22 protein-coding genes are annotated in these 19713 nt (G+C 70.0%); 10 read left to right on the forward strand and 12 right to left on the reverse strand.

Annotation, left to right across the window (positions count from 1 at the left end; genetic code table 11):
- Positions 1-143: 143 nt before the first annotated feature.
- Positions 144-1436 carry a ParB N-terminal domain-containing protein gene (locus ACFUJR_RS12480; protein WP_383176707.1) on the forward strand — a complete coding sequence of 431 codons (1293 nt, stop codon included), beginning with the start codon at positions 144-146 and terminating at the stop codon, positions 1434-1436.
- 79 nt (positions 1437-1515) lie between these two features.
- Here ACFUJR_RS12480 and ACFUJR_RS12485 read toward each other — a convergent pair whose 3' ends face one another.
- Together ACFUJR_RS12485 and ACFUJR_RS12490 are read right to left on the reverse strand one after the other, a co-directional pair.
- Entirely contained in the window at positions 1516-2400 is an 885-nt protein-coding gene (locus ACFUJR_RS12485; RefSeq protein WP_383176704.1) for a helix-turn-helix transcriptional regulator, read from the reverse strand.
- Positions 2401-2628: 228 nt separating this feature from the next.
- On the reverse strand, positions 2629-3273 hold the full coding sequence (locus ACFUJR_RS12490) for a glyoxalase (RefSeq protein ID WP_383176701.1): 645 nt from the start codon (positions 3271-3273) through the stop codon (positions 2629-2631).
- Between the two features lie 286 nt (positions 3274-3559).
- Here ACFUJR_RS12490 and ACFUJR_RS12495 point away from each other — a divergent pair, with 286 nt between their 5' ends.
- The 3 genes from ACFUJR_RS12495 (at position 3560) to ACFUJR_RS12505 (ending at position 5837) form a co-directional block, all read left to right on the forward strand.
- Entirely contained in the window at positions 3560-3772 is a 213-nt protein-coding gene (locus ACFUJR_RS12495; RefSeq protein ID WP_383176698.1) for an acyl-CoA carboxylase subunit epsilon, read from the forward strand.
- Between the two features lie 122 nt (positions 3773-3894).
- The gene (locus ACFUJR_RS12500) at positions 3895-5487 is read left to right on the forward strand and encodes an acyl-CoA carboxylase subunit beta (RefSeq protein WP_383176695.1); all 1593 of its coding nucleotides are present in this window, start codon (positions 3895-3897) and stop codon (positions 5485-5487) included.
- Between the two features lie 80 nt (positions 5488-5567).
- Positions 5568-5837 (forward strand): hypothetical protein, encoded by a 270-nt coding sequence (locus ACFUJR_RS12505; RefSeq protein WP_383176692.1) that lies wholly within the window; start codon positions 5568-5570, stop codon positions 5835-5837.
- A gap of 14 nt (positions 5838-5851) precedes the next feature.
- Here the strand turns inward: ACFUJR_RS12505 and ACFUJR_RS12510 are convergent, their stop codons facing one another.
- The 3 genes from ACFUJR_RS12510 to ACFUJR_RS12520 are packed head-to-tail and all read right to left on the reverse strand — an operon-like array spanning position 5852 to position 7090.
- The gene (locus ACFUJR_RS12510) at positions 5852-6319 is read right to left on the reverse strand and encodes an iron chaperone (protein WP_383176688.1); all 468 of its coding nucleotides are present in this window, start codon (positions 6317-6319) and stop codon (positions 5852-5854) included.
- A gap of 58 nt (positions 6320-6377) precedes the next feature.
- A complete protein-coding gene (locus ACFUJR_RS12515) occupies positions 6378-6659 on the reverse strand; it encodes a hypothetical protein (protein WP_383176685.1) in 282 nt (93 codons plus the stop codon).
- A gap of 20 nt (positions 6660-6679) precedes the next feature.
- Positions 6680-7090 (reverse strand): VOC family protein, encoded by a 411-nt coding sequence (locus ACFUJR_RS12520; protein WP_383176682.1) that lies wholly within the window; start codon positions 7088-7090, stop codon positions 6680-6682.
- A 222-nt stretch (positions 7091-7312) separates the two neighbouring features.
- On the opposite strand from ACFUJR_RS12520, the gene ACFUJR_RS12525 reads away from it, so the two are divergent.
- Positions 7313-7438, forward strand: coding sequence for a hypothetical protein (locus ACFUJR_RS12525; RefSeq protein WP_383176679.1), 126 nt, complete (start codon positions 7313-7315; stop codon positions 7436-7438).
- 272 nt (positions 7439-7710) lie between these two features.
- On the opposite strand, the gene ACFUJR_RS12530 is transcribed toward ACFUJR_RS12525, so the two are convergent.
- Both ACFUJR_RS12530 and ACFUJR_RS12535 read right to left on the reverse strand, forming a co-directional pair.
- A complete protein-coding gene (locus ACFUJR_RS12530; RefSeq protein ID WP_071283174.1) occupies positions 7711-8130 on the reverse strand; it encodes a PIN domain nuclease in 420 nt (139 codons plus the stop codon).
- On the reverse strand, positions 8130-8372 hold the full coding sequence (locus ACFUJR_RS12535) for a type II toxin-antitoxin system VapB family antitoxin (protein WP_031144348.1): 243 nt from the start codon (positions 8370-8372) through the stop codon (positions 8130-8132). The genes ACFUJR_RS12530 and ACFUJR_RS12535 overlap by 1 nt, the downstream gene beginning before the upstream one ends.
- Positions 8373-8797: 425 nt before the next feature.
- Here ACFUJR_RS12535 and ACFUJR_RS12540 point away from each other — a divergent pair, with 425 nt between their 5' ends.
- Together ACFUJR_RS12540 and ACFUJR_RS12545 are read left to right on the forward strand one after the other, a co-directional pair.
- Entirely contained in the window at positions 8798-8995 is a 198-nt protein-coding gene (locus ACFUJR_RS12540) for a hypothetical protein (protein WP_383176674.1), read from the forward strand.
- Between the two features lie 125 nt (positions 8996-9120).
- Positions 9121-9786, forward strand: a complete 666-nt coding sequence (locus ACFUJR_RS12545; RefSeq protein ID WP_383176671.1) for an excalibur calcium-binding domain-containing protein — start codon at positions 9121-9123, stop codon at positions 9784-9786.
- A gap of 172 nt (positions 9787-9958) precedes the next feature.
- Here ACFUJR_RS12545 and ACFUJR_RS12550 read toward each other — a convergent pair whose 3' ends face one another.
- Positions 9959-10222 carry a type II toxin-antitoxin system RelE/ParE family toxin gene (locus ACFUJR_RS12550; protein ID WP_383176668.1) on the reverse strand — a complete coding sequence of 88 codons (264 nt, stop codon included), beginning with the start codon at positions 10220-10222 and terminating at the stop codon, positions 9959-9961.
- Complete coding sequence (locus tag ACFUJR_RS12555; protein ID WP_383176665.1) at positions 10215-10484, reverse strand: type II toxin-antitoxin system Phd/YefM family antitoxin; 270 nt, start codon at positions 10482-10484, stop codon at positions 10215-10217. The genes ACFUJR_RS12550 and ACFUJR_RS12555 overlap by 8 nt, the downstream gene beginning before the upstream one ends.
- A 107-nt stretch (positions 10485-10591) precedes the next feature.
- Between ACFUJR_RS12555 and ACFUJR_RS12560 the strand changes: the two genes are divergently transcribed.
- Positions 10592-12775: a DEAD/DEAH box helicase gene (locus tag ACFUJR_RS12560; RefSeq protein ID WP_383176662.1), complete on the forward strand. Its 2184-nt coding sequence runs from the start codon at positions 10592-10594 to the stop codon at positions 12773-12775.
- 215 nt (positions 12776-12990) lie between these two features.
- On the opposite strand, the gene ACFUJR_RS12565 is transcribed toward ACFUJR_RS12560, so the two are convergent.
- On the reverse strand, positions 12991-15753 hold the full coding sequence (locus tag ACFUJR_RS12565) for a hypothetical protein (RefSeq protein WP_383176659.1): 2763 nt from the start codon (positions 15751-15753) through the stop codon (positions 12991-12993).
- A 60-nt stretch (positions 15754-15813) separates the two neighbouring features.
- Between ACFUJR_RS12565 and ACFUJR_RS12570 the strand changes: the two genes are divergently transcribed.
- Both ACFUJR_RS12570 and ACFUJR_RS12575 read left to right on the forward strand, forming a co-directional pair.
- On the forward strand, positions 15814-16374 hold the full coding sequence (locus ACFUJR_RS12570) for a hypothetical protein (protein ID WP_383176656.1): 561 nt from the start codon (positions 15814-15816) through the stop codon (positions 16372-16374).
- A 30-nt stretch (positions 16375-16404) separates the two neighbouring features.
- Positions 16405-16968 (forward strand): hypothetical protein, encoded by a 564-nt coding sequence (locus ACFUJR_RS12575; protein ID WP_383176653.1) that lies wholly within the window; start codon positions 16405-16407, stop codon positions 16966-16968.
- A 140-nt stretch (positions 16969-17108) separates the two neighbouring features.
- On the opposite strand, the gene ACFUJR_RS12580 is transcribed toward ACFUJR_RS12575, so the two are convergent.
- Positions 17109-18845, reverse strand: coding sequence for a type IV secretory system conjugative DNA transfer family protein (locus ACFUJR_RS12580; protein WP_383166955.1), 1737 nt, complete (start codon positions 18843-18845; stop codon positions 17109-17111).
- Positions 18846-18868: 23 nt separating this feature from the next.
- The coding region (locus ACFUJR_RS12585) for a peptidoglycan DD-metalloendopeptidase family protein (protein ID WP_383450372.1) at positions 18869-19713 on the reverse strand (845 nt) is incomplete at its 5' end.

Raw genomic sequence — 19713 nt, forward strand, 5'->3', positions numbered from 1 at the left:
GTCCCCCCTCTCACCTCGGGTGCCCGCCGATCCGGCGGGCACCCGCGGTGTGGTGTTTCCAGGAAACGTCCACCTCTCCTCGACTGCGGCTGAAGACCGCTCTGCGAATCTCTGAACAGCGGCAGCGGAGAGGGAGGGACAGAATGGCTCACAGCAGTGCCCAAGCCGTCCTGATGACAAGCGCGTTCAATTCCGCCAGAGCGGAGTTCGCCGACTCGTCGGGGCACGGTGAACTCGATCTGAAGAACTTCGAGAAACTGCCCGCGCACGACGTTCCCCTCAGTGCTCTGTCGGCGGGGGTGTCCCTGCGGCAGGGCGGTACGGACGCCGCCCATATCCAGTCGCTCGTCGACGTGGCGGGTACGGCGGAACTCCCGCCCATTCTGGTCAGGATGGATGGCTACCTCGTCATCGACGGCCTGCACCGGCTTGAGGCCGCGCGGCTCCGGGGCGACACCACCATCAAGGCGCGCCTCCTGGACTGCTCGAACTCCGAAGCGCTCGTCATCGCCATGAAGGTGAACGGCTCGCACGGTCTGCCGCTGTCGAAAGCGGACCGCGTGGCCGGCGCCCAGCGCGTCCTGGGCTCACATCCCGACTGGTCCGACCGCGCCATCGCGGGCATCACCGGTCTGAGCGCGAAGACGATCGCCTCGCTGCGCGGCCGCGCGGGGGAGGCGACGCCGCTCGACGGCAAGCGCATCGGCCGGGACGGCCGCAGGCGTCCGGTGGACGCGGGCGAGGGCCGGCGGCGGGCCGCCGAGTACATCGCCGCGCACCCGAACGCGCCGCTGCGCCAGGTCGCCCGTGAGACCGACGTGTCGCTCGGCACCGTCCACGACGTGAGCGCGCGGCTGCGGCGCGGCGAGGCCCCGGAGCGGGACGGCCGCCAGTCGGCCGCCGCACGGGAGCCGGACGCCACGACCGTACCGCGGGACCTCGCCGACGAGCCAGGCCCGTTCGGCCGCCCCGGCCACCCGGCGGAGCCCGGTCGGCCCACGCATCCGGTGCCGTCCGTCCGGCCGCTCCGGCCGCCCCGGGCCGCGCCGTCCGTGTGGTCCGTGCCGCCGGTGGGCAACGCCGAGGGAGCGGCGCGTACGGCTCCGGCGCCGGGCGGCGCGTCCAGGGCCCCGCTGCGGATGGCGACCGGCGCGGACGCCGCACCGCAGCGCAGGAACCACACCGAGGTGCCGCCCGCGTGGGCGACGGTCGCGGCGAAGATGTCCAGCGACCCGGCCATCCGCTACACGGCCGGCGGCCGGGAGTTCCTCCGCTGGATGCAGGCGCACGCCACCGACCCGAGCGAGGAGTGGCGCGACCTGGTCGACGCCGTCCCCGCGCACTGGGTCGGTGTCATCGCCCCGATCGCCGAGCGCATCGGCCGTGAGTGGCACCTGCTCGCCGAGCAGCTCAAGACCAGGCAGGACATGGCGTAACCCGGCCCGGGCCCCGCCCGTCCGGCGGGCAGGGCCGTCCGGCGGGCAGGGCAGTCCGGCGGTCAGGGCAGTCCGGCGGTCAGGATCCGGCCCGCCTCGGCCACGGTGGTGCCGGCCACGGCGCCGCGGACACCACGCTGAGACGGCCCGCGGCCGGGCGCCCCCCGACCGCCGGCTCGCCCTCCGGTTGGACGGAGGCGCAGCCGGGACGGGACACGACCTCGGCCTGCGGGACGAGTTCGGGCAGCGCCAGCAGGATCGGCGGATCGGTGGCCCGTACGGGCCGCAGCCGGACGGCGGCGCTCACGATGCCGTCGGCGGTGACGGGCACGGTCGACGGGCCGCGCCCCGCGACGAGGGTGGTCCGCCGGGTAACGGCCTCGGGCCCGAGGCCGTCGGCGACCGCCACCGCGAGCAGGTGCCACTCCCCGTCGGGAACGTTCCGGAGCGAGTAGCAGGACGGCCGACCGGCCGGTACGTCGACGACGGTCGAGGCGACGGCCGGGTGCTGGACCACGGGTGTGGCGAAGGCCCCGAGGAAGACGCGCGCGTTGCCGTGGCCGGCCGGGAGGCCGAGGGTGCCCGCGACCGTGCCGTGGCCGTCCCGGGGGTCGGGCCTCGGGCCCGGCGGTCCGTCCCCGCCGTCCCGCGTCATCCGCCGGTACCCGCTCGGGGAGATCCCGACGCCGGACGTGAACGAGTTGGTGAAGGACCCCAGGCTGTTGTAGCCGACCGCGTAGGAGACGTCGGTGATGCTCATCGAGGTGTGCTCGATGAGCCGCTTCGCCTCGTGAATGCGGACCGCTGCCAGGAATCTTCCGGGGGTGATTCCGGTCGTCTCCTTGAACAGCCGCGTGAAATAGAAGCGACTGAGCAGAGCACTTTCGGCGATGTCGGCGAGAGTCAGCGGCTCGCGATAACGTTTCCGAATGTACTCGATCGCCCTTTCCGTCGCGGTTTCCATACGCACCTCACTACGTCTCGATCCAGGCAGCAGGGTCGCGTGACGGCATCGTGCAAAACTCGAAGAACACTCGTGAGATGTTCACTTGCGATTTCACCCTGGGCATGCTCGGACGAATTGGGGGCGAGACGGCGTGAGGTGCGGCCCCCGTGCCGGGTCCGCTTTCCTGTCCCGGATTCTCTCCCGCACGCGGGGTGGGACAGGACGGTGCGGAAGGGCAGGAGCGGGTCAGGCCGGCGTGGGGGCTTCCCAGACGAAGCCGTCCGGGTCGGTGAAGGCGGCGGTGGTGCCGCCGAGGACGATGCGGTGGGAGCCGGTGCCGTCGGCGGGGACGCCGAGGTCCTTGGCCAGCCCGCGGCGCTTGTACAGCGCCAGCTTGACGCGGCCGGACTGAGCGGGGGCGAATTCGGCGTACTTGCCGCCGAAGCTCTTGGCCACGGTCATGCCCCGACCGACGTAGAACTGCTTGGTGGCCTTCACGTCCTCCACACCGAGGAGCAGGACGAACTCGTCGATGTCACGGGTGGCGGGGCCGTTGTCCTTCTTCGCCGAGGTCGCGATCTTCCAGATCGTCCCGTCCGGGGCCTGGACGACGCCGCCGTAGCCCCACAGGGACTTCACGGCGGGCTTCAGCACCTCGCCGCCGGCGTCCACGGCGGCGGCGATGAAGCCGTCGACGGTGGCGGGCCCGGACACCGTGAGCGCCAGGGTGAAGCCGCGGAAGCCGGTCGAGTGCGTCTCGGACGCCCGCAGGCTCAGGTACGCGTCCACGCCGAAGGCGCGGTAGAAGCGGCGGGCGCCCTCAAGGTCGGCCACCTCAAGGGTGACGGAGGTGAGGGTCGTGTGGGCTGCGGTGGATGTGGTGGTTGCCATGTCCCTCACGTTAGGGGCCGGTCGGGGGCCGGGGCTTCTCGATTCCTGACCGGTCTCTTCCTGACCGGTCTCTTCCTCACCGGTCCCGCTTCTCGACCGGTCCCGCCGCCTGCCCGGCCACGCGCGTGGGCGTCTCCTCCGTCGTGATCGCCGCATCCGCGTCACGGGCGGCGTCCTCCGGCCGCGTCTCATGAGCCCTCGTGGCTGTCCCGGGCGACTCTCCAGCGCGACCGGACCATTCCTTTAGGCAGGTGACGGACGGTGGAGAAGGCGTGAAGGAGGCCAGATGGGCGATTTCGACACCGCGCCCGTGTTCCGGGTGGAACACGGGCGGGCCAGCGACGAGGAGCTGGCCGCGGTCGCCGTCGTGCTGTGCTCACTGCTGGCGGCGCGGGACGAGGAGAACAGCGGGAACGGCGACGCGCGGTCACCCGAGACCCCTCTGTGGGAGCCGGCGCGGGCCGGCGCGGTCTACCGCTCTCCGTACAGCTGGCGCTAGGAGCCGGCTGCTTCACCCGGCTGATTCGTGTGCGCGCCATGCCCCGTCCCGACAGACCGCACCAGCGGTTCGCGTGGTGGGGCGCCGATCGGGCCGCACCTTGAGAGAGGGAGGGACGCGTCGTGACAGTGGTGGACAACATTCCCCGAGCCTCCGCGGAGGCGACGGGCGCTCACGGGCCCGTGGCCGAGCTGCACGCGGTCCGTGCACGGGCCGCGGCCGGTCCGAGCGAGCGTGCGACCGAGGCGCAGCACGCCAAGGGCAAGCTGACCGCGCGCGAGCGCATCGAGCTGCTTCTCGATCCGGGTTCCTTCAACGAGGTCGAGCAGTTGCGCCGGCACCGCGCCACCGGCTTCGGTCTGGAGGCCAGGAAGCCGTACACCGACGGTGTGGTCACGGGCTGGGGCACGGTCGAGGGCCGTACGGTCTTCGTGTACGCGCACGACTTCCGGATCTTCGGCGGCGCGCTGGGCGAGGCCCACGCGACGAAGATCCACAAGATCATGGACATGGCCATCGCCGCGGGTGCCCCGCTGGTGTCGTTGAACGACGGCGCGGGCGCCCGTATCCAGGAGGGTGTCTCCGCCCTGGCCGGCTACGGTGGCATCTTCCAGCGCAACACCAGGGCGTCCGGGGTCATCCCGCAGATCAGCGTGATGCTCGGCCCGTGCGCCGGCGGCGCGGCCTACAGTCCCGCGCTGACCGACTTCGTCTTCATGGTCCGCGAGACCTCGCAGATGTTCATCACCGGGCCGGACGTCGTCAAGGCGGTCACCGGCGAGGAGATCACCCAGAACGGCCTGGGCGGCGCGGACGTGCACGCCGAGACCTCGGGCGTCGCGCACTTCGCGTACGACGACGAGGAGACCTGCATCGCCGAGGTCCGCTACCTCCTGTCGATGCTCCCGCAGAACAATCGCGCCTACCCGCCGGCCGTCGCCTCCGACGACCGGGCCGACCGCCGGTCGGAGGTTCTGCTGGATCTGGTGCCGGCGGACGGCAACCGTCCGTACGACATGCACAAGGTCATCGAGGAACTCGTCGACGACGGCGACTACCTGGAGATCCACGAGCGCTGGGCGCGCAACATCATCTGCGCCCTGGCCCGTCTCGACGGACAGGTCGTGGGCATCGTCGCCAACCAGCCGCAGTCCCTCGCGGGTGTCCTCGACATCGAGGCGTCGGAGAAGGCCGCCCGTTTCGTGCAGATGTGCGACGCCTTCAACATCCCGATCGTCACTCTTCTGGACGTCCCCGGCTTCCTGCCCGGCGTCGACCAGGAGCACGGTGGAATCATCCGCCACGGCGCGAAGCTGCTGTACGCGTACTGCAACGCGACCGTGCCCCGGATCTCGCTGATCCTGCGCAAGGCGTACGGCGGCGCCTACATCGTCATGGACTCCCAGTCCATCGGCGCCGACCTGACGTACGCCTGGCCCACCAACGAGATCGCGGTCATGGGCGCCGAGGGCGCCGCCAACGTGATCTTCCGCAAGCAGATCGCCGAGGCCGAGGACCCCGAGGCCATGCGCACCCGCATGGTCAAGGAGTACAAGGCCGAGCTGATGCACCCGTACTACGCGGCCGAGCGCGGTCTCGTCGATGACGTCATCGACCCCGCCGACACCCGCCAGGTGCTCATCCGGTCCCTCGCCATGCTCCGCACCAAGCACGCCGACCTGCCGTTTCGCAAGCACGGCAACCCGCCGCAGTAGGAAGGGCACCCCCGACGGCCGGACGGCGACGCGCGGTACGCCCCCGGCCTCGGGGGCGTTGGCGCACCTGGACGGACGGCGTGGACCCCGCGGACGCGGCGGACACGGCGGAGAACTCCCGTACGGGCGGTGCACTGGTCACGCACAGCGGAATCCCGCTCGCCGGAGCCGCCGGCCGGCCCTTCCCTGTGCCCCCGGGCGGCGGCGGGACGGTGTCGTGGGTCCATGTCGAGGACGCCGCCCAGCTGCCGGCCGCCGCGATCGAGCGGGGCCGGGCGGGCGAGTCGTACAGCGTCGTCGACGACCTTCCTCCGCTCCTCCGGGACCACCGCGCGGGGACGCGGGCCTGACCGGCGGGGCGTCGTCAGGCGGTGGCCCTCGTGATGAGCGCCTCGATGCGGGCCTCGACCTCGGGGGTGAGGGCGGCGAGGGCGAACGCGGTGGGCCACATGTCGCCGTCGTCGAGGGTGGCCGGGTCGTTGAAGCCGAGCGTGGCGTAGCGGGCCTTGAACTTGGCGGCGCTCTGGAAGAAGAGGACGACCTTGCCGTCCTTGGCGTAGGCGGGCATGCCGTACCAGGTCTTGGGGGTCAGGCCGGGGGCGACCTTCTTGACCAGGGCGTGGACGCCCTCGGCCAGGACGCGGTCCTCGTCGGCCATCTCGGCGACCTTGGCGAGGAGGTCGGCCTCGCCGTCGGCCTTGGCGGCGGCCTTGGAGCGGGTGCCGCGGGCCTTCGCGCCCTTCAGTTCCTTCGCGCGGTCCTTCATCGCCTCCCGCTCGTCCTCGGTGAAGCCGTCGTAGGACTTGGCGGTGTCGGTGCTCTTGGTGGCCATGGTCGTTCCCCTCGTTCGTGGTTCTTCCTGGTCTTTCCCTGCTGATCTCACCCTAGGATCACGGTGTTCCCGCGTGCTTCTCGGAAACTGCCCGGCCGTCGAACGCCGCCGACCGGCTCGCACGGAGGGCGGTGACGAAGGCGTAGGGGGTGGTGCCGTACGCCTCGGTGAACGTGCGGTGCAGGGTCTCCGCGGTGAGGCCCGTCGCCCGGGCGAGGGCCGGTATGTCGAGCGGGCGGTTGTACTCGCGGTCGATGCGGTCGCGGATCCTGCGCAGGTCCTTCAGTGCCCGGAGGCGTACCGCCTCGGTGCGGGCCGCGGCCCATGCGGGCTGGCACATGTCGGTCCCCCCCCTGGGGTTCAGCCGAGTTCCTGGATGCGGATCAGGTTGCCCGCCGGGTCGCGGAAGGCGCAGTCACGGACGCCGTACGGCTGCTGCGTCGGCTCCTGGACGACCTCGGTGTCGCCGGCGGAGACCTTTCCGAAGACGGCGTCGAGGTCGGGGGCGGCGAGGAGGATCCAGCCGTACGTGCCCTTGGCCATCATCTCGGTGATGGTGCGGCGCTCGTCCTCGGTGATGCCCGGGTCGACGGCCGGCGGGGCGAGGAGGATCGAGGTGCCGGGCTGTCCGGGCGGGCCGACGGTGATCCAGCGCGTCCTTCCCTGGCCGACGTCGGAGCGGACCTCGAAGCCGAGGACGTCGCGGAAGAAGGCGAGGGACGCCTCGGGGTCCTCGTGCGGGAGGACGGTGGTGTGAATCGTGAGGTCCATACAGATCAAGGTAGTTGGCCAGGAGGCGGGACGCTTCTCGAATCCTGACTTTCTCCTTCCCTCTTTCCTCCCCCGTCAGGAAGTCCGTCACCGCCGGTGTGCACAGCGGCTCCAGCGCCGGGCCGACCACGACCCTGCCTCTCGGGTACGGCCGCAGGACATGGGCGCCTCCGGGCTGCCGTCACAGAGGCCGTCGCAGACAACCAGGACGCCCACAACACGATGGCTGACTACTTCTTCACCGACGGGCCGGCCATCAACGCGATCATCGTTGCCCTCGCGGATGCCTTCTACGAAGCATTACAGCGTCTGGAGTTCTGTGCGGCCTGTATCCGGGGCGGGTGCTGATGCGTAGTCTTGGTGCTTCTGGATCTTCTTGTGCTTTGCAGTGAATCCCGTGCTGGGATGGTGCTGGGATGCGCCTGCATAACCGCAGGTCAGAGTAGTTGTGGTGGAGTTCCGCTTCAACGTCTGATCGCGCACCCAGAGACGGCCTGACCTGCGAGGACGCGGGTCGGGCCGTTCTGCTGTCCGCAACAGTCCGCAGAACGGTTCGACCCTGAGGGGAATGCCACCCCGCGCCAGCCCTACTGGCCGGCAACCATCAGGATGGAATCAGCTCAGTGGTCGGCGCTGCCCGGGGGTACCACCCATTGGGTCGGCTGTCCGGTGACGGAGGCGATCATGTCGAAGTCGCCGTCGTAGTGGAGGACGGTCAGCCGGTGCAGTTCTGCGGTGGCGGCGATGAGCAGATCGGGGAGGGACAGAGCGCGGTGGAAGCCGGCGTTGAGGGCGTGGCGCTGGGTCTCCAGGGCACGGGTGAAGGTGTCGTCGTCACAGGTGAGGTAGTCGAATGCGTGGAGCCAGGTGCTGATGCGCAGCGCTTCTGCGGTGGTGCGGGCGGAGTGCACCATTTCGTATTCGGTGGGCTGGCACACTGCTAGCAGGTAGCGCTCGTGCAGCGGCTGGAGTGCGTCTTTTACCGGGGGTTTCGACCATCGAGCGAGGGCGGACTTGTCGATGAGGTAGCGGTCTTGCATCAGGCGGCCTGGCCGCCTGTGCGCTTGAGGGAGCCGTCGGCGTTGCGGGGGCCGGTGTTCTCGATGATCTCGCTGAAGTCGAGCTCGCCTGAGTCCATGGCGTCGAAGAACTCTTGGCGCAGGTGGCGCTTGACGGCGTCCTCCATGGCCAGTCGCACGGCCTTCGCCTTGGTCTTGGTGCCGAAGATGCGCATAGCCTCGGCGACCATGTCCTCGTCGAGATCGATGACTGTCCGAGCCATGGTGGGATTCCCTTCCCCGGGAGGCGTACCACGCAAAACGATACCATCTCGATGGTGATGGCGATGTCGTTTTGTGGTCCGGTTGCACCGGCCGACCTCTGGGCTCGGAATGGCCCGGCACTCTGGACGGTTGCTGGATCCACGCTGGACCGGTCCTGCGTGTGAGCTGTTCCCGCAGGTCATCGCGGAGTCGTCGATATTCCACTTCAAGGCGGCGGCTCCGCCGGCCTGTCGGTGGTCATGGCGCAATGGTGCGCGGGCGGCCTCGATCTCCTTGCGGGTGAGATCTTCGTTGTCGATCTCGAAGTCGGCAATGATCTCCCCGAGGTCGTCCATGGCGACCGCTGATCGAGGGCAATGAGCCTCCCCCGAGGGCCTCACCAAGGCCTCACGCGCTCGACTACGCCTACGCCAGTCCGACCGACGTGACCGCAGCCGAAGCCGCCGTCTTCGCGCGGTGGCTTCGGGACTCCTTCATGCCCGCACCACACCTCGTCTGGTTCGCGAGCAGCCTCGCCGTGGCGAACGGCGAGCAGGACCCGTGGCCGCTGTCGGCCGAGGGCGGGGACGAAGAGATCGCGGCGGGGCTGCGCAGGCACCTCGACTCCGTCGAGACTCCGTAGGCCAGTCCGCAGGCAGCCCGCAGCCAGTCCGCAGGACACCCGTAAACGGTCGTCGGGAGCCAACGCATGTCAACGAGGAATCCCAGGTCAGGGCCCTGCGCAGGGCTCCGCCGCAGGTCAGGATCATGCGCCGCATCCTGTCTGCCGGTTGCGCCTCTCTCATGGCGCTGGCACTCGCAGGGGTGAGTGGCTGTGGCTCCTCCGGTGAGGAGAAGAAGGTGGAAACGGGTCCGACAGTCACGAGGACCCAGACCGTCAAAGCGGAGCCGACGCCCATTCCCACGCCGCCTTCCACCCCGCCGAAGCCGACTGCAGCTCCCACCGCTGACGCGGCCTCCACTGTCGAGGCGTATTTCGCTGCCATCAATGCGCGCGACCACCGACGAGCGTGGGACCTCGGGGGCAAGAATCTTGGCGGCTCTTACGAGTCCTTCCAGGCAGGCTTTGCCGACACCGTTCGGGACACCGTCCGCATCGTCGATGTCCAGGACGGCGCGGTCACGGTCGCGCTCGACGCCCTGCAGGCGGATGGGACCGTGCGTTCCTTCGAGGGCACGTACGAGGTCAGGAAGGGGATGATTGTCGACGCCGACGTACGGCTGGTGAGCCCGACGCCGGAGAGCGCAGCACCGACAGTGCCGGAGGGCACCATCCGCTCATATCCCCCGGGTCCTCCTGCGGGCGTTCCCGACGTCGACTGCTCAGACCTTCCTGGTCCCGTTCGGGTCGGCCCCTCAGACCCCCACCGCCTCGACCGCGACGGTGATGGCATCGGCTGCGAACCCGACTGAAGCCCCGGACACCGGCAGCGTCTGGGTGCATGGCATGGGTACGACGCGGCCCGGTATCTCGGGCTACGGAAGTGACCAGCTGTCTGCGAACGCACTGGAGGTCGGGCCAGCGGCGCTTTCTCGGTCTCGGGACACCCGGCCAGTCCGCAGCGGTCCGCAGAACCTGGAGCAGCTACATGTCGTAGACCGTGGAGCGATGTCCGACGTGTACGACCCACACCACCAGTTCCCCGTTGTCGATCGTGTAGACGACACGGTAGTCGCCGACCCGTAGGCGGCGGCGCTCGGGCTGGGACACGAGTGCGGTGGTGTTGAAGCCGAAGGGGTCGCTCTCCAGCTCTGTCAGTCTGGCCAGGATGCGAAGCGCCATGTCACGCGGGATCTTGCGCAGCTCGGCCTGGGCCTCAGGGCGGAACAACGTGCGGTAGTCACTCACTGCGTGCCAGCGTCTCCCTCATCACGTCCTCGATCGGGACGCCGGCGGCCGGGTTCGCCATGCGTTCGTCGATGATGCGGTTGATCTCGCGCTCTTCCCACTCCTGGTACTTGCGCAGCACCTCGATCGAGACCACGGCGGCGACCTGCTTGCCGCGACGGGTGATCACGGTGGGTACATCGTCCCGGTCGGCCCGCTCCACGACCTCTGCCAGGTGCGCGCGGACATCGCGGATGGACTCTACGGGCATTGACTGCGTCATGCGCTCAAGGGTACCGAGTGTGCCATGTGTACACAATGCTGGTGTCGTCCGGGACCCGGGGCAGCGGTGGCAGTATGCGGGGACACAGGGAGAGGGGCCGGGGCGGGATGGGACGCAGTGAGCGGGAGGCGGTCGCCGCGGGCGGGCGGCTGTACGAGGCGGCGCGGGCGGTGGCCAGTGACCACGGTCGGGCTGTCGAGGCGGTTCGGGCGGCGCTGAAGCCGATCTGCGACACGGCGGCGGAACAGGCGCTGGACGCCATCCCGGTGGCCCGACTGAAGGAGGTCACCGAGGGTCGGCTGAGGCTTGGGGAAGTCGAAAGGAGCGGGCTGCGGTCGGTCCGGCAGGTACTCGATGCCGGCTCCTACCGGTTGCGGCAGATTCCTGGCGTGGGGCAGCGGACCGCCGATCAGGTCGTCGCGGCGGCGCGTCAGATATCGGATGCCGTTCGGGAGACCATCGCCGTCCACATCGACGTGGATCGCCCGGAGCCGCGAACCACCGCACTCGTCATGGCCCTGCAGGTGCTGGTGGAAGCGGGCCCCGACGCGCGGCGAGCCGTCGACACGGCAGCCGCTCTCTCGGAGCGGCTCGGTCCGCTGCTGACCGAGGCCAGGCCGGCCGCCGGGCGGCTTCGGCTGCTGCTGGTGGGGCAGGCCAGACGAGTTCGGGCGCTGGAGGCCGTCCCAGAGGTCCGCAGGCTGACCGAGGAAGCAGCGCGGGGTGGTGTGCCGGAGCTGCTCGCGCAGGCATCGGTGGATCTGCTGCGGGGTACCTCGACCGAGGTCGCGGCCTGGGTCGACTTCGAGCTGCGTTCCGCCGAGTACTACAGCCTGCTCGCGGAGATCTCCGGCCGCAGACCCGACACCGCCGCCGCTGAGGGGTTCCTGCCCGACGAAGTCGCCGAGCGGGTCCGCGACCAGTTGCTGGACGACACGCACCGGCGCGTGTCGCTGCGCGGCTATCAAGCCTTCGGGGCGCGCTTCGCCCTGGCTCAGCGCAAGGTGCTTCTCGGTGACGAGATGGGGCTCGGCAAGACCATCCAGGCCATCGCCGCTCTGGCCCATCTCGCTGCCGAGGGGCGGAGCCACTTCATGGTCGTCTGCCCGGCCAGCGTCCTGATCAACTGGACACGCGAGATCGAGGCCCGCAGCAGGCTGAGAGTGATGCCTCTTCACGGCCCCGACAGGCAGGAAGCGTTCGCCGACTGGAAAAGCCGGGGCGGTGTGGGCGTAACGACCTTCGACGCCTTGCGTGGTTTCCCGGCCCCCGAAGGCGGCGAGTTGGGGATGCTGGTAGTGGACGAGGCGCACTACGTGAAGAATCCGAAGACACGTCGCGCCCAGGCCGTTACCGAATGGGCCGGGCAGTGCGAACGTGTTCTCTTCATGACCGGCACGCCCATGGAGAACCGGGTCGCCGAGTTTCGCAGCCTCGTGCAGATTCTCCAGCCGCACCTGGCGGAGGCTGTCGACTATCGCGACGGTGTGGCCGGTTCCAAGGCCTTCCGGAAGGCCGTCGCCCCGGTCTATCTGCGCCGCAACCAGCAGGATGTTCTGACCGAACTGCCCGCGCTCCAGCAGACGGACGAGTGGGAGGAGTTGAGCGCGTCGGACGAAGACGCGTACCACGAGGCTGTGCGCGCCGGTAACTTCATGGCGATGCGCAGAGCAGCGTACGCGCGCCCCGAGAAGTCGACCAAGCTGAACCGGCTGCGCGAGATCGTCGAGGACGCCGCCGCGAACGGGTTGAAGGTGGTGGTGTTCTCCAGCTTCAGGGACGTCCTGGGAGTGGTGAAGGACACGCTGGACGGCGCACGGGACCGGGGTGTCGGTCACGTGCTCGGACCGATCTCGGGAAGCGTGCCGCCCGCGCGCCGTCAGCAGCTCGTGGACGAGTTCGCTGCCGCGCCGGGTCATGCGGTGCTGGTGGCGCAGATCGAGGCGGCGGGGGTAGGGCTCAACATGCAGGCCGCATCCGTCGTGATCATCTGTGAGCCTCAGATCAAACCGACCATCGAACACCAGGCGGTGGCGCGGGCCCACCGCATGGGACAGGTGCGTTCGGTTCGGGTGCACCGGCTACTCGCCACCCGTGGGGTGGACGAGCGGATGGTGGAGATGCTGAAGAACAAGACCCGCCTGTTCGACGCGTACGCACGTCGAAGCGCGGTCGCCGAGTCGACGCCGGACGCGGTCGACGTCTCGGACATGGCGATGGCCCGTCAGATCGTCGAGGAGGAACAGGCGAGGCTGGGAGCGGTCCGCAAAGAGTCCGCGGGGCACCCGTAAGCAGCCGTCGGGACCTCATGCGTACCAACGGGGAAATACCTGGTCAGGGCGTTGCGTGCGGCCGCGCCGCAGGTCAGGATCGGGCCGCAGACATGCCGCTGCAACGTCTTATCCGTCCGGCTGAGGCCGTCCGACCATGTGGTGGACCGGGTCGGACGGCCTTTGTCGTCGCACCGGCGCGGCGAGGAGACGGGCCTCTCGGGCGGTGGCCGGTCTCAGTCGCCCAGGCCGGGACCGCGGCTGGGCCCCGGGCGTTGCTGGTCCGGGGGTGGCTGCTGGGGCTGAGTCGGGGCGGTGCTGCTGCTCTTACGGGCGGGCACGCCCATCTGCCACAAGTGCGCGTCGGGTGCCCCTCGGCCGGGGGCCGGCTTCGGGGCCGGAGGGGTTGCCGGCTGCTTCGGGATCTCGGCCGCCGGCTCCCGCTGGGGCGCCGTGGGCGCGAGGGTGGGCGCGGGTTCGGGCCCCGGCGAGGGGGCCAGGTCGCTCGTGGACTCCGCCGCCGGCTCCGGACGCTTCCACCGGTCCGGGATTTCCGTCCTTCGCTGTACGGCGTTCGCGTCACCGGCCTGCTCGGCCGCCACGGCGCGCGCCTTGAGCGCGCTCTGCCGGGCGATGGGGGAGAAGCCCGGCGCGGCGTTGCCGGTCTCGGCGGGCAGTGCGCGTCCGCCCATCTCGTTCAGTCGCCCCTGGAGCCCCTCCTCCGGCGGGAAGATCTCGCGCGGGAGCTGCCAGGACGCGGCTCCGTCCACGTCGACCCGGTGCTCCTGGCCGTCCTTCGTACGGAAGGTGAGGCCGTAGCCGATGTACTGGTCGTCCTTGTCGAACAGCAGGTCGCCGCTGATCTGCCCACCCTGGTCCCGTACTTCGTTCGCCAGCGTCTGCACGGCGGACGGGAGGGGATTGGTGCGGCCGAGGCTGGCGACATAGCCGTCGCCCCTCAGCTCCTTCCGCTGAGGCGGGTCGCCCTCCGTATAGGGGACGCGGAACGACGTCTGTCCGTTCTCGTCCTCGAACGTCTCGATCGCGCCGACCCGCGCCTCGACGAAGGTCAGACGACCCTCGGACGCTTCGTAGAGCTTGCGCATCGCCGGGAACTGCACCTGGTGTGTCAGTGCGGCAGGCGGCGCACCACCGATGATGGTCACCCTGGCATCCGGGTCGTTCTTCAGGATGATCTCCGCGTTGGCGACGCCGGTCCCGCCCGACCCTGCGACGATCCAGTGCTTGGCGTCCCCCGGCCTGAAGCGGTTCTCGGCGACCTCGTCCCCCATGAGCGCCCGGCCCGGCGCCGCCTCGCGGGCCGACTCCCACTTCTGGGTCGCGTCGAGGATGGTGAGGCAGTTCTCCATGCGCGCGGCGGGCCCTTCCGCAAGACCCGCCGCCAGGGCGTCCTTCAGCGCGGAGGACTCCAGGGTTTTCAGCAGGGCCGCGGTGTCCTGGCCTTCCCGGTCGGCCTCGGTGAGCCGGGTCCGCAACTCCTCGGCCCCGGTCACGCCCGCACTCTCCAGCTCGCGGAGCCGCTCGCTGATCAGCCGCACGGCCTCGCCCCGGCTCTCCACGCCGTTCGCGCCGCGGGGCATGCCGGGGACCACCTCGGGCGTCAGGCCGGTCGCGATGCTCGGTGTGCCATCGCATGCCACGCGCAGAGCCGCACCGCTCGGGTTGCCGTCCCTGTCGAACGGCTGGACCTCGGCCTCCAGCCCGTCCTGCCCGAGCCTCAGCTGCGCGTGTCCGTTCACCACCGGCCCCTGGGTGGCCAGTTGGTCCTCCCAGAGGCGTACGGCCTCGATGGGCACCCGTTCCCCGGGCTTCGCCACCGCCTGGTAAGGGTCGACGCCCATCCACTGCCGGAGGTCCCGGTCCTGGTCGGCCGACTGGACGATGCCGGCGCCGGGGTCGAGGTGCCAACGGCCCACGGCGTCCACGAGCAGGGCGTCCGGATTCCGCCCGGCGAGGCTGGCGCCGCCGCCGATCACCACCTGGCGCCGGGGGAGTCCCTTGTCCGTCCCCTCCTGTTGGAGGGTCCCCACGGTGTGGTCGCTGACCTGCGCGCGATATTCGGCCCACTGGGGTGCGGCGGCCTCCAGCGAGTCCCGGGGGTAGGGCACCCCGTTCTGGGCGTAGCCCGGCATGGGCATGGTCATCTCACGACGCCCGATGAACGCCTCGACCTGCCGCTGGGCGACGAGAGCGGCATCCCGGGACGCCTGGAGGGCGGAGGCGTCGGCGGGGTCGAGCTGCTCGATGGGGCGGGCGAGTTCGTCGACCAGTACGGCGGCTTCCGCGGAGAGGAACGGGGCCGATGCCGCGAACCGCCGTCGTGCTGCCTGCTCCTGGGCTCTGAAGCCATCACCTTGGGTCATCGCCTCCACCGGCCGGAGCCCGCTGTGATCGAGCAGGGCGGAAAGTTCGAAGCGCGCTTCCGCTCGTTCCTGTCCGGACAGCTGTGGATCGGCAGCGCGATCGGCGAGCCAGTTCAGTTCACCGATACGGCCGTGGTCCTGGCTCGACAGCTCGTGCCGATCACTGATGTCCGCCCCCTGCTCCAGGAGGCTCTCGCGTACAGGCGTCAATCCTTGGCTCGACCGGTCACGCACGGCGACGAGTTCCCCTACCTCATGGGCGAGGACGCGGGTCAGATGTTCGCTCGGCAGCCGGTCCGACACGTGGACTATGTAGTGGTTCGACGTCGTGTTCGCCACGGAGTTGGCGATCATCCCGGTCGGCATGGGGACCGCGTCCAGCCAGAGATTCATCTGCTTGCCCTGGGCGTCCGTGAGGACGAAGAACTCGCGGTTGTCCCGTTCGGTACGCTCCGCTTGTATCGCCCCGAACCGCTCTCCCATGACGGACCGAGCGACCCTGCTCAATTCGCTGCGGGCCGCTGCTACCAGTGCCGCCTGCTGGACGAGGAAATCCGCGTCGGCCTCCGGTGCGAGCACATCCGCCTGCATGCGGGGATCAGTCGACCTGTTCACGTGATGCTCCCCCGTACTCTTCTCTCTTCGCATTCATCGAACAGACCTTAGGATCATGCCATGTTGACAGCGCGCTCATCGTTCGAAGCACATCTGTACATGGACCTGCACCCGTGCGCCTGCGGGTCCGGCGACTTCGACCGCCAGCACCGGCTGGAGCAGCACGGCGACGACATGGTGGCGGTGTACGAGGGTGCGTGCCGCCGGTGCGGCACGACCCGTCGTTTCGCCTTCCGTATGGCCGAGGAGATCCCCCCGCCGCCGCCCGCCTTCGGGGGCTCTGAACCGTCGCAGATCATCGACCCGGGGGAGTTCCTCAACGTCGCCTTTCGGATCTCGGAGTCCGCAGGACTCCAGCTCCTCAATTCGCCCGAGTCCGAGCATCACAAGATGCGTGACTCGGTGGCCTACTCGATCGCGGCGTACGAGGAAGTGCTCAAGTTCATTCCGCCTGGTGCGGATGCGGTCCCCTCCAGTGCGTTCACGTCCGAGGCGGGGCTGGCTCGATACAGGCAGGACCCGGGCAAGTTCGCCCGTCGGCTGATCGACATCTACCTCAAGAACGCACGCGCGATCCTGGCCGACATTGATGAAGTCGGCTTCCCCGATACACGCCCGTAGCCTGGGGCATCGACGGTTCGTAGGAGTTTCATGCTCGTAGCACGCTCATCGTTCGAAGCACACCTGTACATGGACCTGCACCCCTGCGCGTGCGGGTCCGGCGACTTCGACCGCCAGCACCGGCTGGAGCAGCACGGCGACGACATGGTGGCGGTGTACGAGGGTGCGTGCCGCCAGTGCGGGACGACCCGTCGGTTCGCCTTCCGCATGGCCGAGGAGATTCCCCCGCCCCCGCCGGCTTTCGGCGGTTCCCGGCCTTCGGAGATCATTGACCCCGGAGAGTGGGCCGAGGTCGCCTTCCGCGTCTCCCGAACGGCCGCACTACGGATCCTGAACACTCCGAAGCCCGAGCACTACAAGCAGCGAGAGGCCCTGGCCTACGCCGTTGCGGCATTCGAGGAGATGCTGAAGTTCCTTCCCCCGGGCGCGGACTCGATTCCGTCCGGTGCTTTCACCTCCGAAGTCGGCAAAGCCCGATACGAGCGTGAGCCGGGGAACTTCGACCGGGACATCCTGGAGATGAACGTCAGGGACGCGCGCGCAGTCCTTGCCGATGTCGACAAGGCCGGCGGCCCCCCGAGCGACGCGCAGTGACCCGGAGGGTCCGGAGCTGCCCGCCCCGTCGCGGCAACGGCTGAAGAGGCCGGGAGCGACCCCCGGGCGGCGGGGCATCTCGCCTCGCCGCCCGGGGGCTGTGGTGTGTCAGCGCCTCGCTGCCCGGGGCCCGTGGTGTGTCAGCGCCTCGCGCCCGGGTCGAACTTCGCCAGGGAGGCCGAGACCGACTGGGCGTACGGGCCCTCCCACCAGGGGATCGTCTCCACCAGGACCGGCTTCGTGCCCGAGGCCAGGACCAGGGCGCGGCCCGGGGGCATCGAGCCCAGGTCCGAGACGTGGAGGACGCGTTCGCGGCGGACCGACTCGTTCACGGTGCGGTTGCCGGACCAGTGGCCGTGCTCCGATTCACGGGTCGTGGAGTACTCCCGCAGCTCGTACTCGCCCGCCAGGTCCGACAGGTCACCCAGGAAACGGGTGTCGGAGACACCGCCGCCGTACACCCGGACGTTGGCGGCCGACCACAGCTTCTCCATGCCGCGGTCGCCCCACACCTCGACGCCCTGGGCCCAGGACTGGAGGATCGTCATGAGGATGATGCCGCGCGAGCCGTAGTGCGAGTACAGGTCGGGCAGGGCCCGCCAGCGGCAGACGTTCGCCGCCTCGTCCAGGACGCCGACCATGGGCAGTGGGAGCCGGCCGCCGCGCTGGGTGGTCGCGTACTCCTCCGCCGCCTCGACCGTCGCCACGGTCAGGGCCGTGACCAGGGGGCCGGCCGAGTCCGTGCCCTCGCGGGAGAGGGAGTAGAGGGTGCCGGGGCCGCGCACGAACTCGTGCGGGTTGAACCGCGGGCGCTGGTCGTCCGGGCCGGACGGGGTGACCCACTTGTTGATCTCGGGGTTGATCAGGCATGACGCCATCTGCTGGGCCACACCGTAGATACCGCTGCGCTGCTTGTCGGGAGCGGTGATCACGCCGTTCAGCGCGTCGGCCGGCATGGTGTGCCCGGCGCCGCGAAGGATGCGCTCCGGGGTGTCGTCCTTGGGGTTGGAGAGCCAGGTGTAGACCTGGGTGATCGCGGCGTTGCCGGTGGCCGCCGCGAGGAGCAGGTTGGCCAGGAGGTCCTGGCCCGCCGGGTCGAAGAACGCGTCGGTGGAGGCGTTCGGGTCGCGCGAACCGGACGCGAAGTGGTCCGCCAGCTTGCGGGCCTTGGCGACGTCCGTGACGTACGACAGCGGGTTCCACCACCACTCCGGCGGCTCCGTCGCCACCTGCTGCGGGTCGAACACCCAGACCGGGCCGAGAGCCTGGCGCGGGCCGCGCGTGGCGTCGACGATGTCCCGCTTGTTGGAGGTCACGAGCACCGCGCCGGGGCCGTCGAGGATCGCGGGGATCGCACGCCGCGTGGTCTTGCCGGTACGCGGACCCCAGATGTCGACGTGCATGTCCTCGTAGGAGCCGAAGAGCGGCTGCTTGCCCTTCACCGAACGGCCGATGAAGACACCCGGGACCCGGCTCGTCACACCCAGGCGCTCGGCGATGGCCGCCGCGCCCTTCATCGTCAGCTTGCCGAGCTGCTCGCCCTTGGCCAGGTGCTGGGCGGCCGTGTCGACGTCCGGCTTCCGCTTCGCGCGCTGGCGCAGCCGGTAGCCCCACAGGACGAGGACGCCGAGCAGCACCGCCTCGCCGGCGGCGATGGCGCTCGCCGCGCTGCCCGGCCACGCGTAGTCGCCCTTCGCGAGGGCCACCGCGAACGAGAACGGGTTGCCCGGCGGGGCCGGCGAGTCGTCGAAGGACGCGCCGAGGTACGCGGCGCCCCAGGCGCCGCACAGCACGACCAGGACGACGGCGACGAGACCGGCAATCTCGTACGTCCAGTCGTCCTCGGCGCGCGGCTTCTTCTTCTGCTCAGCGGCCATCTCTCTTCCAGACCTTCCTCACGTCATGCATCTTTGTGGCCGCCCGCCTCGGCCGGGTTGGTGCCGGGCGGGATCGGCACCCGGAACACGCCGGTGATCTGTCCCTGGACGTCCCAGGTGCTGAACTCGACGTTCTTGCCGGCGCGCGGCGCGTGCAGGATCTTCTTGCCCTTCGGGTCCCAGATGATCCCGACGTGCTCCGAGCCGCGGGGGCCGGGCCTGAAGAAGATCAGGTCGCCGGGCTGCGACTTCGAGAGGTCCACCTTGGACGTGCGGAGGTTCTTCTCCTGGTCGTACGTCACCGCGCCGACGTTGATCTTGCCGCGGCTCGCCTGGTAGTACGCCCACTGCGTGAAGCTGGAGCAGTCGAACGACACCGGACTGTCGCCCTGCAGGCGCGGCGCGCCCCACACGTAGGGCTGGCCGATACCCCGCTGCGCCCAGCCGAGCGCCGCGCGGACGACCGGGTCGTCGGAGTCGGGCAGCACGCCCGTCACTCCGGCGCCGTCGGGAGCGACCGGCGTGCCGCCGCTGCCCTCGGCGCACTCGGCGTACTCGGCGTCCCGCGCGCCGTCGCCACCACCCGGCACGCCGCCGTAGTCGGGGCTCGCGGAGATCTTGCCGTCCAGCCAGGCCTCGGGGTCGACCATGCCGGGGCCGTTGTCCTGGCCGCCGACGAAGGGGTTGTCGACGCCGGGGACGCGGACCTCCCAGTGGAGGTGCGGTCCGCTGGTGTTGCCGGTCATGCCGACGGCGCCGATCCGGTCGCCGCGCTTGACCTGGTCGCCGACCTTGACGTCGAACCGGGACTGGTGGGCGTACTGGGTGATGACGCCGTTCGCGTGCTGGATGTGGGTCTCGTTGCCGT

This window comes from Streptomyces sp. NPDC057271, from assembly GCF_042668715.1.
Lineage (GTDB): Bacteria > Actinomycetota > Actinomycetes > Streptomycetales > Streptomycetaceae > Streptomyces.